The sequence below is a fragment of the Enterobacter cloacae complex sp. SHL022 genome (assembly GCF_049237785.1).
In the GTDB taxonomy this organism is placed as follows: domain Bacteria; phylum Pseudomonadota; class Gammaproteobacteria; order Enterobacterales; family Enterobacteriaceae; genus Enterobacter; species Enterobacter hormaechei_C.
In genome coordinates this window covers 83,681-101,823 of sequence record NZ_JBMKJH010000006.1, presented here as the reverse complement: position 1 = coordinate 101,823, position 18,143 = coordinate 83,681, and the positions used below count along the sequence as shown (strand labels likewise).

Here is an 18,143-nt window from a genome sequence, read left to right as displayed (position 1 = left end):
TTTACGCAATTAACAGCTGGTGGTTCGCCAGCAGCGTCGCCAGATCTGTCTGCACCCCGTTCAGCGTCACCAGCGTGGTGGGCGAGAACTGACCGCCGGTGCCGTCCAGGTCAACCTGGATCTCGGTGTTGCTGCCGTTCTGCACCACGCGGATGTAGTCGGCGATGTTGCCCGCGCTGCTGTCCAGCGTCGCCACGCCGTTGACGTAGCTCGCCGAGCCGGTGCCGGTATAACCGCTGTCGGAAAGCAGGTCGCGCAGGTCGATACGGTCCGTATCCGCCGTCCCTTCCCAGGTGCCGACGGTAAAGCCGTTCACCACATCGCTGCCGTTGCCGCCCGTCGCGTCAGACGCGTTGATCAGCTTATAGAGCAACGTATCGTGACCGCCGCTGCCGATGTTGAAGGTGTCGTTCCCGCCCCGGCCTTCGAACTGGTTATCACCGCTGTTGCCGGTGATCACGTCGTCATAGTCGGAGCCGTTGATGCCTTCAATATTCACCAGTGTCGCGGTATCGAATCCGGTACTCTGCGCCGTAGAGCGTCCTAAATCGACGGTGACGCCGGAAGTGGCGTTGCGATAATCCACGACATCCATGCCGCCCGTACTGCTCCACGTGTCGTGTTCAGAGGTCGTCGTCCAGCCACCGGAACCGTTGTAGGTATACGTCCCTGCTTCAGCGATAAAGGTATCGTTGTAGCCGGTTCCTGTCAGGGTGCCCTGGTGACCGCCCGTAGCAGCTTCAGCCGTCAGGGCGTAACTTTCTTTACCGTCTCCTGCCGTCAGCCCGTCCCAGGTTACGTTACTCGAAACACCGTTAACGGCACGAACCAGCACCGCGTGATACGTCTCGCTGGGATCCAGGCCGTAAAAACTGATGAGCGACGAGGAATCGTTAATGCCAATCCCGGACTGGGCATTGATGATTTCACTGGCGACCAGCTGGCCTGCCGCGTTGTACAGCTGGACAGTGTTGCCAAAGAAGGCGTTAATCCCTTCGCTGTCGACAATCTTCAGATGCAAGGCCGTACCTGGTGCGACCGTATTGGTATTCCGCTCCAGTAAAACCGTACCGTTTTGACGGAAAATGAGCAGATCCTGTGCGCCATCCCAGTCGTAATCAAGCAGAGCCGCGCCGGATACCTGAGTTGACGTAGCGGTACTGAATTTCGAAGCAGTAAAGCTTGCAGTACCTGCCAGTCCATCATTGGTGTAAAGATAAGACTGCCCGCTATTCGCCAGCTTGATGATGTCCATGTGACCGTCGAGGTTCCAGTCCACCGCCACGCTGACGTTACCCACAAACTTATCCGTGGTCGCCGTTCCAACCGCGGTGCCGGCCAGAAGGTTGCCGCTACCGTCGTTCAGCATTAACACCCCGCCCTGACTGGTTCCGCTGGAGGTACGGGACATGCTCATATACAGGTCCATGTAACCATCACCGTTAAAGTCGGCCCAGGTCATACTCACGGCATTGGACGCTGCGGCGGAACCATAGCCGCTGTACATGGTATTGGTGAAGTTTTGCCCCCACGTAAATGAGCCATTGCCCTGGTTAAACATGGTCGACAGGGCATAGTTGTTGCCCCCGTTGGTCGTATGCTGGGCAATATCCACTTTCCCGTCGTTGTTCAAATCCACACCGGACGTTTCAATCAGACTGTTGTAGTTACCTACCGTTGATCCCGATACGAAACTGGAGTACGTACCGGACTTCGAACTGCCCGTCAGCGTGCCGTTGTTATTGAGCATGACGGTGCTGGAATCAGGCCCGCCAGCATCGCCGATGACAAAGTCAGTGTAACCATCGCCCTTGATGTCAATGGCGACCACCGCGCCATACCACACCGCAGCCCCCATATTGGTCAGCGTACTGGAAGTGTATGTACCGTCTCCATTGTTAATCAGCTGCACCATGTACGAGTAACTTGTCCCTTCCGCCAGCACGTCAGCCAGCCCGTCGCGGTTGATATCCGCGTAAGTACCGGTTGTGTAACTCCCCGTCATTGAGAAATTGCCTGAAACGGTGTAAGCGTTACGGCTACTGGTATTGGCGGATGCGAATTGCTGGTTGGCCATAATCGTCCACAGCCCATCCGAATCCAGCATATAGCTGGCAGAATAGGAGTAGTTCGCGGCGGTAAATGACCAGGCCGGCGTCAATGATTCTTCACTCCCTACAATCAGGCTACCGGTGGTCAACCCAGCGGTATTACCGTTGCCGGCGCTGCTTTTCACCTGTGCCGTAACATCATAATTCTTCACGCTCAGCGCATCGCCGTCAGGGAGCTGCAAATACCATGTGTTGTTCTCCGGATCGACCACGACCGCACCGCCAGTCTCTGAGGTGTAGGTTTTATCGTTCACGGTGATAACCACGTACTCACCGTTGGTCAGTCCCGCCGATACAAGTCCACTCAGAATCGGGGTGCTATCTGTCGTCGTCTGAGGGTTAATGGTCACGGTGGTGGTCGGGATGCTCGTATCCACTTTCAGCACGAAATCATCTGAGTCGGTGAAGTTACCTGCCAGATCGGTAACACGCAGCATATAGACGTGATTACCGTCATTCAGACCACTGTCCTGGAAATACCAGCTGGCGGCGCCGTTCATCGTCACCTGTCCCAGCAGCACACCGTCACGATACAGTTGCACGATCTCGCCATTGTCCGGCGCACGGTTAAGCGTCCCGTTAATCACTGGAGAGTTGTCATCTGTTGCCACCGAAGCGCCGAAGCTGCCCTGACGTTCGCCTTCCCCGTCGGTATAGCTGACCACCGTTCCCACCGTATCAGGCGGCGTGGTATCAACCGTTACCACCTGCGAAGTGGTTGAGCCGACGTTGCCCGCCTGGTCGATGATCCGCACCTGGTAGTTGTAATCCCCGTCCGCCAGATCGCGGGTGTCCGTATAGCTCCAGCGCTGGTTAGTGACGGTAGCGTCAATCCAGGTATTGCCGCCGTCGAGGCTAATCTGTACGCGCTCGTCGCTGGCCAGCGCGCTGCCCAACGAACCGTTGATTGTCAGCGAGGTGTCCATGGTGATGAAATCACTTCCGGACTGCCCGGTATCTTCGCTGATGCTGTCAATGGTGATGCCGTACTGCGGCGCCTGGGTATCCACCGTCACGTCCTGCGTGGTGGTGGCCCCGACGTTGCCCGCCTGATCGACAACCCGCACCTGATAGCGGTAGTCGCCGTCGGCCAGGGTGCGCGCGTCGGTATAGCGCCACTGGGTACCGCTTACCGTGGCGTAAACCCAGGTGGTGCCGCCATCCATGCTCACCTGCACATACTCACCCGCCCCGAGTTCGGCCCCGAGCGTCCCGTTGAGCGTGTACGAGGTCGAACTGGTCAGGAAGTCATTGTTATCGAAACCGGTATCGACGGTGATGTTATCCACGGTCACCGTAATCGCCGCATCCGGCGCGACCGTATCGACCGTCACCTGCTGATGAGCGCTGGCACCCACGTTGCCCGCCGCATCCACTACGCGAACGTAGTAGTCATAGGTCTGGTTACCCAGCGTGCGGCCGTCCACGTAGTACCAGCTGTTGCCGGTGACGATCACGTTCTGCCAGGTGACGCCGCCGTCGATGCTGATCTGGGCATATTCGCCGTCGGCCAGCGTCGCGCCGAGTGAGCCGTGCAGGGTCAGGGACGTGTCGCGAGTGATAAAGTCGCTGCTGCTCAGGCCGGTATCGTCGCTGATGCTGTCGATAGCGATCGTTTTGCTGACGTCCGGCGCGACGGTATCAATGGTCACCACCTGGCTGGTGGTGGCGCTGATATTCCCCGCCTCGTCAATCACGCGCAGCTGGTAGTTGTAATCCCCGTCGGTCAGCGTACGGCCATCAATATACGTCCAGCTCAGGCCGCTAACGCTCACGTCAGTCCAGGTCGCGCCACCGTCCAGGCTGATCTGGGCGTGGTCGCCGCTGCTCAGGGCCGCGCCGAGCGTACCTTTCAGGCTGATCTGGTTGTCGCTGGTAATGAAGTCGCTGTCGGACAGGCCGGTATCCTGCGAGACGGAATCCACGGTAATGGTCGCCGCCGCAGGCTTCGTCAGATCGATTACCACGTCCTGGCTGTCCGTTGCCCCAACGTTGCCCGCGTTATCAATCACGCGTACCTGGTACTGATACGTACCGTCCGTCAGGGTGCGGCCATCAGTGTAGCGCCAGGTGGTGCCGGTGACGGTCAGGTCGATCCAGGTGACGCCGCCGTCAAGGCTGATCTGCGCCTTCTCGTTATTGCCGAGCTGCGCGGTCAGGGAACCATTCACCACCACCTGGCTGTCGTTGGTGATGAAGTCATTCGCGCTGAGGCCGGTATCGTTTTGCAGGGAATCAATGCTGATCCCCATCGACGGTGCGGTGAGATCCACGGTTACGGTGTGGTTATCGCTGGCGCTGTTGCCGATGGCGTTGCTCACCTGCGCGTTAATCACGTACGAACCGCCGTCCGCCAGCGCGGTCACGTCTGCGCTGCCGACCGTATAGCTCCAGGTGCCGTCATTTTGAACGGTAGCCGTGTAGGTTTTACCGTTAAGCGTAATTGTCACCGTCTGGCCCGCTGGCGCATCGGTGGTGCCGCTGATAACCAGTGGCGTGCCATGTTCGGCGGCATTTACGATATCGTCCTGCGCAAAGGTGTTAATGGCGATGGTCGGCACGTCGCCGTTAAGCGTCACGTCGTGCGTTGCGCTGCCCGGGTTACCTGCCTTATCGCTCACCGTAGCCGTAATGGTGTAATCCCCGTCGCTCAGGCCAAGGAAATCACGCCCCGGCACGAAGACCGACCAGGAGCCGTTAGCCGCCACGGTCGCCTGATAGCTGTGGCCGTTGAAGGAGACGGTCACCGTCTGGCCCTGTTCCGCGGTGGTGGTCCCGCTGATGGTCTGCCCCGCCAGCTGCTCGGCGTTGTTGACGATATCGTCATCGGCCACGGTGCTAATGGTGACGGCTGGCGCGATGGTATCGACCGTTAAGGTATGCGTCGTCTGGCCGCTGTTACCGGCTTTATCGTTGACCGAAGCGGTGACCGTCAGCGCGCCCTGGCTCAGGGCGGCCAGGTCGGCTGCCGGCACGTCGAGCGTCCAGGTGCCGTCGCTGCCGACAAGCGCAGTGTAGGTTTTTCCTCCCAGCGTCACGGTAACGGTCTGACCCGCCTCCGCGCTGGAAGATCCGTGCACGGTCAGCGGCTGCTGCGCTTCCGCGGCGTTCAGCATGTCGTCAACCGACAGCTTCCCAATGCTCACCACCGGCGCAGTGGTATCCACGCTGATGGTGTGCGTCGCCGAGGCGCTGTTCCCGGCGCTGTCCTGCGCCGAAACAGAAACCTGGTAGCTCGCGCCGTCGGCCAGGGTGCCCACGTCGGCGGCCGGTACGGTGGTTGTCCAGGAGCCATCGCTCTGGATAGTGGCCGTATAGCTCTTACCATTCAGGGTGATAGTGACCTGCGTACCGCTGGCGAACTGCGCGCTGGAGCCGTTGATGACCAGCGACGCGCCCGCTTCTGCCGCATTGATCACGTCATCACCGCTGAGGGTGTTGACGGTCAGCGCGACCGATGCGGTATTTACCACCACGTCATGAGTCTGAGTGCTGCTATTGCCTGCGCTGTCGGTGATAGTCGCGCTAAGGGTTACGGTGCCGTCGGTCAGCGCGGAAATCACGCTGGCCGGAACACCCACGCTCCATTTGCCGCTGGCGTCAACGGTGGTGGTGTACTGGTTCGAACCGATGGTGATGACCACCTTATCGCCGACGCTGGCGCCGGTTGCGGTGCCGCTGACGATCTGCGCCTGCCCGTGCTCCACGCTGTTGATGACGTCATCGCCCGCCACAACGTTAAAGCTGACGGTCGGCGGCGTGGTATCAAGCGTAATCGCTTTCCCCGCGCTGCCCGGATTACCCGCGGCGTCACTCACGCTGGCCTGCACGGTGTAACCGTTATCCGCCAGTGCGGAAAGGTCTGTGCCCGGCACGTTCACGCTCCAGACGCCGCCCTGCTGAACCTGTGCGGTGTAGCTGTTTCCGCCCAGCGTCACGGTGACCGTCTGACCGACTTCAGCCGTGGTGGTGCCGGAAATGGCCACGCCCGCAGCCGCTTCGCTGCCGTTGATCACGTTGTCGCCGGCTACCGTATCAATGGTCACGGTTGGCGCAGTCGCGTCCACGCTGTATTCGCGGCCCGCCGAGGCGCTGTTGCCGTGCGCGTTGGTGACGCTCACCTGCACGCTGGCGTCACCGTCCTTCAGGCCCGCGAGATCGGCGGAAGGCACGGTGGCCGTCCAGTTACCGTCAGCATCCACCTTCGCGGTGTACGTCTTGCCGCCGAAGGTAACGGTAACGGTCTGGTTTTCCTCAACGTTCGAGGTGCTGCCGGAGAGCACCAGATCCACGCCTTTCTCCGCCGCGTTAATCACGTCGTCGGTGGCAATCGCATCAATGCTGATAGCCACCGCCGCCAGATCGACGGTCACGTCATGGCTGATGGAGACCGGGTTGCCCGCCGTGCTCTGGCCCGCTACGGTGACGGTCATCGTGCCTGCGGCCAGAGCGCCCACGTCTGCCGCCGGGATCGCCGCGGTCCAGGAGCCGTCTGCCAGTACCGACGCGGCATAGGTCTTGCCATTCACGGTCACGGTGAGCGTTGTGCCTGCCGCCAGCCCGTCACTGGTGCCGGAGACGATCAGGTTTTGACCATGCTCAATGCTGTTGATCACGTCATCGCCCGCCACGGTATTCACGCGCAGCCCCGGCAGGCTGGCGTCGATGGTGACATCGCGCTCGCCCGTTCCCATGTTGCCGTGGCCGTTGGTCACAGTCGCAGACACCGTCAGGTCGCCGTTGCCCAGCGCCGTCAGGACGGATTCCGGCACGTTCACGGACCAGGTCAGATCGCTCTGCACTGTCGCGGTGTACGTGTTGCCGCCAATGGTCACGGTGACGGTATTGCCCGCCTCCGCGTTCGCTACCTTGCCGCTGAGGGTCTGACCCGCGGCCACTTCCGCCGCGTTGATGACGTTATCGCCCGCAATGGTGTTGATGGTGACGGTTGGCAGCGCGGTATCTACAAGCAGGTTCGCGGTGTTGCTCACGCTGTTGCCCACGCCGTTGGTGGCCGTCGCGTTCAGGGTGTAACTGGCCTGACCGAGACCGGTCAGATCCGCTGCCGGAACGGTCAGGCTCCAGGTGCCGTCTGCCGCCGTCGTGGCCGTGTAGTTTTTGCCGTTGAGGGTCACGGCCACCACGGTGCCTTCTGCCAGGTTGGCGCTGGTGCCGCTGACGCGCAGATCCTGACCCTTCTCTACCGCGTTCAGCACATTATCATCGCTGATGGCGTTGAAGCTGACCGACGGCAGACCGGTATCGACGGTCACATTATGCGTGCCGCTGCCGGTGTTGCCCGCCGCGTCGGTGACTGATGCAGTGATGGTCGCGGTACCGTCGCTGAGGCCTGAAATCACATTTGCCGGGACGCCCACGCTCCAGTTACCCGCCGCGTCCAGCACGGTGGTATAAGTCTGGCCGCCGATCGTGACGGTGACCTTATCGCCCGCCGCCGCGCCGGTGGCGGAGCCGCTGACGATCTGCGCCTGATTGTGTTCAGCCACGTTAATCACATCGTCGCCTGCAACGGTATGGATGGTCACCGCAGGTACGGTGACGTCCACCGTCAGGGTGTGGTCAACCGACGCCGGGTTACCCGCCTTGTCGCTCACGCTCGCGGTTACGGTGACGCTGCCGTCGGTTAATCCTGCCAGATCCGCCGCCGGAACGTTCAGCGTCCAGCTGCCGTTCGCGCTGACGGTTGTGGTGAAATCTTTGCCGTTCAGCGATACGGTCACCGTCTGGCCCGCTTCGGCTGTGCTGGTGCCGGAGATTGCCAGGTCTGACTGCGCTTCCGTGGCGTTCAGGATATCGTCGGTGGCAATCGTGTTGATGGTCACGGACGGCGCGGTAGCATCCACGCTGTACTCACGGCCCGCCGAGGCGCTATTGCCGTTCACGTTGGTGACGCTCACCTGTACGCTGGCGTCACCATCCTTCAGGCCAGCCAGATCCGCTGACGGCACGGTGTAAGTCCAGTTGCCGCTGTCGTCCACGGTGGTGGTGTAGATCCTGCCGTTCAGACTAATGGTCACGGTCTGCCCGGCTTCCACGTTGGTGGTCACACCGGACAGCACCAGATCCGCGCCCTTCTCCGCCGCGTTAATCACGTCGTCGGTGGCAAGCGCATTGATGCTGATGGCAACGGTAGCCAGATCCACGGTCACGTCGTGGCTGATGGTGATCGGATTACCCGCCGCGCTGTCACCGGTAACGCTGATTTTCACGGTGCCTTCCGGCCACGCGCTCACGTCGGTGGACGGGATCGCCGCGCGCCAGGTGCCGTCTGCCAGCACCGTTGCCGCGTAATCTTTACCGTTGACGGTAACCGTCAGCGCCGTGCCCGGCGCCAGCCCGTCGCTGGAGCCTGAAACAATCAGATTCTGCGCGTGCTCGATGGTGTTGAGCACGTCGTCACCCGCCACGGTATCGACGCGCAGCCCCGGCAGGTTAGCGTCGATAGCGATCTCGCGCTCGCCGGTGCCGGTGTTGCCGTGTCCGTTGGTGACGGTCGCCGTCACGCTCAGACTGCCGTTGCCGAGTGCGGTCAGCACGTCAGACGGCACGTTGACGGACCAGGACAAATTATTCTGCACCGTTGCGGTGTAGCTGTAGCCGCCGATAGTCACGGTCACGGTGTTGCCCGCTTCGGCATTCGCCACAGTGCCGCTCAGGGTCTGACCCGCGGCCACTTCCGCCGCGTTGATGACGTTGTCGCCCGCCACGGTGTTGATGGTGACGGTTGGCAGCGCGGTGTCGACAAGCAGGTTCGCAGAACTGCTCACGCTATTGCCCACGCCGTTGGTGGCCGTCGCGTTCAGGGTGTAACTGGCCTGACCGAGACCGGTCAGATCCGCAGCCGGAACCGTCAGGCTCCAGGTGCCGTCTGCCGCAGTTGTCGCCGTGTAGTTTTTACCGTTCAGGGTCACGGTGACCAGGGTGCCTTCCGCCAGGTTGGCGCTGGTGCCGCTGACGCTCAGATCCTGGCCTTTTTCAACGGCGTTCAGGACGTTGTCATCGCTGATGGCGTTGAAGCTGACCGATGGCAGACCGGTATCGACGGTCACATTATGCGTGCCGCTGCCGGTATTGCCCGCCGCGTCGGTGACTGACACAGAGACGGTCGCGGTGCCGTCGCTGAGGCCTGAAATCACATTCGCCGGAACGCCCACGCTCCAGTTACCCGCCGCGTCCAGCACGGTGGTATAAGTCTGGCCGCCGATCGTGACGGTGACCTTATCGCCCGCCGCCGCGCCGGTGGCGGAGCCGCTGATAATCTGCGCCTGATTGTGTTCAGCCACGTTAATCACGTCGTCGCCTGCCACGGTGTGGATGGTCACTGCCGGAACGGTGACGTCCACCGTCAGGTTGTGGTCCGCCGACGCCGGGTTACCCGCTTTGTCGCTGACGCTCGCGGTCACGGTGACGCTGCCGTCGCTTAATCCTGCCAGATCCGCCGCCGGAACGTTCAGCGTCCAGCTGCCGTTCGCGCTGACGGTTGTGGTGTAATCTTTGCCGTTCAGCGATACGGTCACCGTCTGGCCTGCTTCGGCTGTGCTGGTGCCGGAGATTGCAAGGTCGGACTGTGCTTCTGAGGCGTTGAGGATATCGTCGGTGGCAATCGTGTTGATGGTCACGGACGGCGCGGTAGCATCCACGCTGTACTCGCGGCCCGCAGACGCGCTGTTGCCGTTCACGTTGGTGACGCTCACCTGCACGCTGGCGTCACCGTCCTTCAGGCCAGCCAGATCCGCAGACGGCACCGTGGCGGTCCATTTACCCTCAGCGTCCACCGTGGCGGTGTAGCTCTTGCCGCCGAAGGTGATGGTGACGGTTTGATTTTCCTCTACATTCGCGGTGGTGCCGGAGAGCACCAGATCCGCACCCCTCTCGGCGGCGTTGATCACGTCGTCGGAAGCGATGGCGTCAATGCTGATCGCGACGTTTGCCAGATCCACCGTCACATCATGGTTGATAGTCACCGGATTGCCCGCGCTGCTCTGGCCTTCAACGTTCACGGTGACCGTGCCTGCGGCAAGGGCACTCACGTCCGCAGAAGGGATCGCCGCGCTCCAGGTGCCGTCTGCCAGCACCGTGGCTGCATAGGTTTTACCGTTTACGGTGACGGTCAGCGCTGTGCCCGCCGTCAGGCCGTCGCTTGAACCCGTGATAATCAGATTCTGCCCGTGTTCGATGCTGTTAATCACGTCATCGCCCGCTACGGTGTCCACGCGCAGGCCCGGCAGATTCGCGTCGATAGTGATATCGCGCTCTCCGCTGCCGCTGTTGCCCACGCCGTTCGTGACGCTGGCGGTCACGGTCAGATCGCCATTGCCCAGCGCGGTGAGCACAGATTCCGGTACGCTGACGGACCAGGTCAGATCGCTCTGCACCGTTGCGGTGTAGTTATGGCCGCCAACAGACACAGTCACGGTGTTGCCCGCTTCGGCATTCACCACTGTGCCGCTAATGGTCTGGCCGGTTGCCAGCTCCGCCGCGTTGATCACGTCGTCGCCCGCCACGGTGTTAATGATGACGCCAGGCAGCACGGATTCCACGTTCACGGTGTGCGAGGTGCTGGTGCTGTTGCCGACGCTGTCCGTTGCGGAGGCCGACACGGTGTAAAGCGCTTCACCCAGTTGCCCCACCTCGCTCGCCGGAACGGTTGTGGTCCATTGGCCATTGGTATCCACCGTGGCGCTGTACGCTTTGCCGTTGAGCATCACTGTGACCACCGCGCCCGCGGCCAGCCCGGAAGCCGTACCTGTGATGGTCAGATCCTGCGTTTTCTCGCTGCTGTTGATCACATCGTCGCCGGACACGGTGTCAATGGACAGCACCGGCGCAGTGAGGTTGACTTCAACCTCGTGCGTTGTGCTGTTGCTGTTTCCGGCTTTATCGGTCAGCGCCGCGGTGATGGTGTGATCCCCGGCGGTCAGGGCACTCACGTCCGCCGCAGGCACGCCCACGCTCCACCTGCCGGAAGCGTCCAGGGTCGCCGTGTAATCTTTGTTATTGATGGTGACGGTCACCACGTCGCCCGCCGCCGCACCGGTCACGGAACCGGTGACAATCAGCGCCTGCGCATGCTCGGCGCTGTTGATCACGTCGTCGTCGGAAACGGTGTTAATGGTCAGCTGTGGCACCGTGGTATCCACCAGCACATCGCGGTCCGCCAAGGCCGGGTTACCCGCCTTATCCGCGACGGCTGCCGTGATGGTGTAACTGCCGTCGGTAATCGCGCCGATATCCGCAGACGGTACGGTGACGCTCCAGCTGCCGTTCGCCTGTACGGTGGTGGTGTAGTCCACGCCGTTCAGCGTCACGGTGACGGTCTGGCCCGCTTCGGCGTTGGAGACACCGTTAACGACCAGATCCTGCTGCGCTTCGGCCGCGTTGATGATGTTGTTGTCGCTGACGATCTCGATGGACACCGTCGGCGCGGTGGCGTCCACGCTGTACTCGCGGCCCGCCGAGGCGCTGTTGCCGTTCACGTTGGTCACGCTCACCTGCACGCTGGCGTCGCCGTCTTTCAGGCTACCTAAATCGGCAGACGGTACGGTCGCCGTCCAGTGGCCGCTGGCATCCACCGTCGCGATATAGGTCTTACCGCCGAAAGTGATGGTAACGGTCTGGTTTTCTTCCACGTTGGTGGTGGCACCCGACAGCACCAGATCTGCGCCTTTTTCTGCCGCATTGATTACGTCGTCGGTAGCGATAGCGTCAATGCTGATAGCAACCGTCGCCAGGTCGATCTTCACGTCGTGGCTGATAGAAACCGGGTTGCCCGCTGCGCTCTGGCCTTCAACGGTCACGGTGACGGTGCCTTCGCTCAGCGCGCCGACGTCTGCTGCCGGAACGGCGGCCGTCCAGGTACCGTCTGCCAGTACGGTGGCCGCGTAGGTTTTACCGTTAACGGTCACCGTCAATGCTGAACCCGCTGCCAGACCGTCGCTGGAGCCGGTGATAATCAGGTTTTGTCCGTGTTCGATGCTGTTGATCACGTCGTCACCCGCCACCTTATTGACCCGCAGGCCAGGCAGGTTGGCATCAATCGTGATGTCGCGCTCGCCGGAGCCGGTATTACCGTGGCCGTTAGTGACGCTGGCGGATACGGTCAGGTCGCCGTTGCCGATGGCGGTTAACACGTCAGACGCGACGTTAACCGACCAGCTTAAATCGTCCTGCACGGTTGTCGTGTAGGTATTGCCACCCACCGAAATTGTGACAGTGTCACCACTCGCGGCACCGCTCACTTTCCCGCTCAGGGTTTGTCCGGAAGCCACTTCCGCCGCGTTAATCACGTCGTCGGTGGCAACCGCATTAATGGTGACCTGCGGCAGCGCGCTGTCGACCAGCACGCTATGGCTGGTGTTCGCACTATTACCCGCAGTATCGGTCACGCTGGCCGTCACGCTATAGCTCGCTTCGCCCAATGCCGAGACATTTGCCGCCGGAACGGTGACGCTCCAGTTACCGCTGGCATCGGTGGTGGCGGCGTAACTGATACCGTTCAGGGTTACGGTGATGCGGGTCCCGTCCGGCTGGTTGCTGGTACCGGAGATCAACAGGTCCTGGCCTTTCTCGGTCGCGTTGATCACGTCGTCAACCGCCAGGGTATTGATGGCAATCACCGGCGCGGTCAGGGAGACGTCAAACGCGTGCGTCGCGCTGGTGCTGTTGCCCGCTTTATCGGTGACCGTGGCGGAGATCGTCTGATCGCCGTTAGCCAGCGCGCCCACGTCTGCCGCCGGAACGCCCACGCTCCAGCTTCCGGCACCGTCCAGCATCGCTGTGTAGTCTTTGCCGTTCAGGGTCAAGGTAATCACATCGCCCGCCTGCGCGCCCGTCACCTTGCCGGTGACAATCAGCGCCTGGCCGTGCTCGGCAATATTAACAATGTCGTCGCCCGCCACAATGTTGAAGGTAATCTGCGGCACGGTAGTGTCGACCAGCACGGACGCCCCTGCACTGGCCGGGTTGCCCGCTTTATCGGACACGGTCACCGTGACCGCCGCGCTGCCGTCGGCGATGCCTGCCATATCCGCCGCCGGTACGTCCAGCGTCCAGCTGCCGTTTGCCTGCACCTGGGCGGTGTACTGATTGCCGTTGAAGGTCACGGTGACCGTCTGGCCTGCTTCGGCAGTAGACGTCCCGCTCAGGGTCAGATCCTGCGCCGCCTCTGCCGCATTCAGCATGTTGTCGCCGCTGATGGTGTTGATGGTGACCGCTGGCGCGGCGGTATCGACGCTGAATGCCTGCGAAGAAGAGGCCGCGTTGCCGTTCACGTTGGTTACGCTGACCTGTACGCTGGCGTCGCCGTCCTTCAGGCCGCTCAGATCGGCAGCCGGTACGGTGCAGGTCCAGTCACCGTTGGCATCGACCGTCGTGGTCCAGGTTTTACCCGCAAAGATAATGGTAACGGTCTGGCCCGCTTCAACGTTCGAGGAGGAGCCGGACAGCACCAGATCCTGGCCTTTTTCTGCCGCGTTCAGCACGTTGTCGTCCGTCACGCTGTTAATGCTTATCGCCACCGGGGCGAGATCGACATCCACCACGGTGCCGATGTTCACCGGGTTGCCGGAGGTATCCTGCGCGCTGGCGCTGATGGTGAGCGACCCGTCCGCCCACCGGGAGACGTCTGCGGCCGGAACCGCAGCCTGCCATGTGCCGTCCGCCAGTACCGATGCGGAATAACTCTTGCCGTTGATGCTCACGGTGACGGTGCTACCCGCCGCCAGGTCGGTGCTGGTGCCGGAGATAACCAGGTTCTGCGCGTGTTCAATTATGTTAATGACGTCGTCACCGGCGACGGTATCAATGCGCAGGCCGGGCAGCTCGGCGTCAATGGTGACATCCAGGGAAGACGATCCGGTATTGCCGTGCGCGTTCGTCACGCTGGCCGACACGGTCAGGTCGCCGTTGCCGAGCGCGGTTAACTGACTCTGGGTTAACGGCAGGCTCCAGGTGAGATCGTCCTGTACGGTAGCCGTGTATGTCTGCCCGCCGAGGATAATCGTGACGGTATCACCCGATGCCGCGTTAGAAACCTTTCCGGTCAGGGTTTGCCCTGCGGCCACTTCCGCCGCGTTGACGATATTGTCGCCCGCAAAGTTGTTGAGGGTAACAACCGGCAGCGAGCTGTCCACCAGCACATCGTGCGTGGCAGCGGCGCTATTGCCCACATTATCGGTGACGCTCGCCGTTACGGTGTAATTGGCTTCACCCAGCGCGCTCACCGCAGAGGCGGGTACGGTAACGCTCCAGTTGCCGCTGGCGTCGGTGGTGGCGGAGTAGTTGATACCGTTCAGATTAACAGTGATGGTGGTTCCTTCCGGCTGGTTGCTGGTACCGGAAAGCAGCAGATCTTCGCCCTTCTCTGCCGCATTGATCACGTCATCCGCTGCCAGCGTGTTAATACCGATAACGGGCGTCACAGTATTGACCACCACATCCGCTGAACTGCTGCCGGTGTTGCCGGACCGATCGGTCACGGAGACGTTAATAGTCCAGGTGCCGTCCGTCAGCCCCTGAATGACGGACGCAGGCAGGCCGAGACTCCAGTTTCCTGCCGCATCCACCACGGTGGTGTAGTCCACGTTATTGATGGTGATGGTGACCAAATCGCCCGCCGCCGCGCCGGTGACGGAGCCGCTCAGGATCTGCGCCTGAGCATGGGCCAGCTGGTTAACGGTGTTGGTGTCGGTGACGAAATCGTTGATGGTCACCTGCGGTACGGTGGCATCCACCAGCCCAACGCGGTCCGCGCTGCTGCTGTTGCCCGCCACGTCACTGACGGTGGCCGTCACGGTGACATTGCCATCGGTCAGCGCGCCCACGTCGGCGGCAGGCACGTTCAGCTGCCAGCGACCGTCCGCCTGTACCGTGGTCTGGTAGGATTTACCGTTCAGCGTCACGGTGACCGTCTGGCCCGTTTCAGCGGTTGTGCTGCCGCTGAGCACCAGATCCTGCTGCGCTTCTGCCGCATTAATGATGTTGTCGTCGGTCAGGTTATCAAGCGTAATGGCTGGCGGCTGCGTATCGACGATCACCACGCGTGAGGCGTCCGCGCTGTTGCCGTTGACGTTAGTCACGATAACGCTCACCTGCGCACGCCCGTCGATCAGCGTTTCCATCGCGCTCGCCGGAACGGTCAGGTGCCAGGAGCCGTCCTGCTGCACCTGTGCGGTAAAGGTTTGATCCGCGAATTTCACCACTACGGTCTGCCCGGCCTCCACGCCCTGCGTCTGACCAGAAAGCGTGACATCCGCGCCTTTTTCCGCCGCGTTGAGCATATCGTCAGTGGTTACGGTATCGATGGTGACAGCCACCGCATTCAGGTCAAGCTCGATCGGGTGTTCAGCCGCCACGGTGTTGCCCCAGGCATCTTCCGCGCTGACGCTGACGGTGATGCCTCCCGCCGTCCATGCCTGAAGGTCCGCCGCCGGCACGCCAATCTGCCAGCTGCCGCTGGCGTTAACCGTGGTGACGTATTCGACATTATTGATGGTGACGGTGATCTGTGTGCCTTCGGCCAGATGAGTGCTGGAGCCGGTGACGGCCAGATCCTGCTGCTGCTCGATGGCGTTAATCACGTCATCGCCAGAGATCGTGTTCACGCGCAGGCCCGGCAGTTCGGCGTTGATGTTGATATCACGTTCGCCGGTGCCGGTATTGCCGTGCGCATTGGTGACAGAGGCGCTGAAGGTTAAATCGCCGTCGCCAAACGCCTGGAGGTCGGCCGATGGGATCGTCACGCTCCATTTCAGGTCGCTGCCAACCGTCGCGGTGTAGCTCTTGCCGCCCACGGTGACTGAGACGGTATCACCCGCCGCCGCGCCGGTGACGCGTCCACTGAGGGTTTGGTCAACCGCCGCTTCGGCGTTATTGACCAGGTTATCCCCGGCAAAGGTGTTGACGATCACCTGCGGCAGCACGGTGTCTACCAGCAGATTCGCCTCGGCGGAGCCGCTGTTACCCACGCTGTCGGTGCCGCTGACGCTGACGGTGTAAAGGGTATTCGCCAGATCCAGCACGTCGGAAACCGGCACCTGAACGGACCAGCGACCGTTCTCAACGGTGGCCTGATAGTTAACGTTGTTCAGCGTCACGGTGACAGCGCTGCCGTTCGGCAGATTACTGGTCCCGCTCAGGCTCAGGGGCTGCATGGCCTCCTGCGCATTCAGGACGTTATCCTGGCTGATGGGATCAAGGGTAAATTCCGGCGGGTTGCCGCTCAGCGTAATGCCGTGCGTCGCGCTGCCGGTGTTGCCCGCCGCATCGGTCACGGCGACCGAAATGCTGTGGCTACCTTCCCCCAGCGCGCCAATGACGGAGGCAGGCACGCCGACGCTCCAGCTGCCGTCCGCCTGGACGACACCGGTAAAGGTCTTGCCGCCAACGGTCACGGTGACAACGTCGCCCTCCGCCGCGCCGTTCGCCTGGCCGGAAATAATCTGCGCCTGCCCCTGCTCGCTGGTGTTCAGAATGTCGTCGCCCGCGACGGTGTTGATAGTGACCACTGGCGCTGCGGTATCGACCGTGAAATCGGCGGTGATGGAGGACCCATTACCCGCTTTGTCGCTGACGTTTACCGTCAGGGTGTGCTCGCCGTTAGCCAGCGTCTGTACTTCACTGGCCGGAAGCGTAACGGACCAGCTGCCGTCGCTGCCCACGGTCGCCGTGTGATTTTTGCCGTTCAGCGTGACCGTCACAATCTGGCCCGCTTCCGCATCGGTTTTCCCCGTCAGCGTCAGCGGCTGATTATGTTCAGCCGCGTTGATGATGTTGTCCTGGGCGATCGTGTCGACAGAGATCACTGGCGAGGCGGTATCCACGCCAATCGTCTGGCTGCCGGACACGGTGTTGCCCGCCGCGTCTTTTCCGCTGACGTTGACCGTCCAGGTACCATCGCCCAGCGCCTGTGCGTCGGCAGCAGGCACCTTCACGCTCCATGCGCCGTTTGCTCCCACTTCTGCGGTATAGGTTTTACCGTTGAGCGTGACGGTAAGCGCCGTTCCCTGCGCCAGGTTTTTGCTGGTGCCGGACAGCGTAAAGCCCGCGGACTGTTCGCTGGCGTTGATCACGTTATCGCCCGCCGTGGTGGCGAGCGTCACGCTGGTATCCGCTGTAGAAACGGTTACGGTAATACTGCCCGCAGAGGTCGTTTTACTGCCGTCGATCTGTACGACGGACCAGGTATGTTCCCCGTCCGCCTGGGTCGGGAGTGTTACCGTCCAGGTGCCGTCCTTCGCGACCATGGTGCTGGCGATGGTGCTGCCGCTGCCGTCTTTAACCTGAATGGTCGCGCCCGGCTGCCCGGTACCGCTGAAGGTGGGGGTGTTATCATCCGTGACCTCTTTTGCACTCAGCACGCCCTGCTTGTCACCCGCGTTGTCCGCCAGCAAAAATGTCGGCGTAGCGCTTTCGACTTCTTTTGTATTATCAATAACCCTGGTTTTGGTTTCGCCATCGCCGCCGTGAGCCAGCAGTGCGCCGATCGCACCGCCCCCTAACGCCGCACCGGCAATCCAGCCCCACGGCGCATCGCTTAATACGCTTCCCTGCTCCAGGAAAGGTTCAATGCTGCTAATGGGTGCAGCCTGGGCGGTTAATTCGGTGGCGGCAACGCCTGATGCTTCGCCGGCATCGGCAAATGAAATATGCGTCAACGCCTGGTTATCGTTAAATACCAGTTCGGAATGATTATGGGTTTCCGTGTCTTCGACAAAATAATTATTGCAGCGGATCACGCTGCCATCTTTCATATAAATGAGGAGGTCATTCCCCTGGCGGACATAACGCACCACGTCCTGAGCAGAACCCTGAATTTCAATCACGCTCGGTGAGGAAATAGAAACCGAGAGATTCCCTTCACCGGTTAATTTCGTCTTCTCTGCCGTTTTGCGAATGATGACATCAACAACTTTTGCGGTACTCATATTCTTCTCCTTGCAGGTGCGCGTATTCCTGTGGATATGTCCACCAGAGGGATGTAGCTATCCTTGGGAAAAATCACCCATTATTGTC

At 61.4% G+C, this 18,143-nt stretch carries 1 protein-coding gene; it reads right to left on the bottom strand.

Annotated features, from left to right (window positions below):
* Nucleotide 1: 1 nt before the first annotated feature.
* Nucleotides 2-18,055 (bottom strand): Ig-like domain-containing protein, encoded by an 18,054-nt coding sequence (locus ACOTZD_RS13815; protein WP_174402321.1) that lies wholly within the window; start codon nucleotides 18,053-18,055, stop codon nucleotides 2-4.
* Nucleotides 18,056-18,143: the final 88 nt, after the last annotated feature.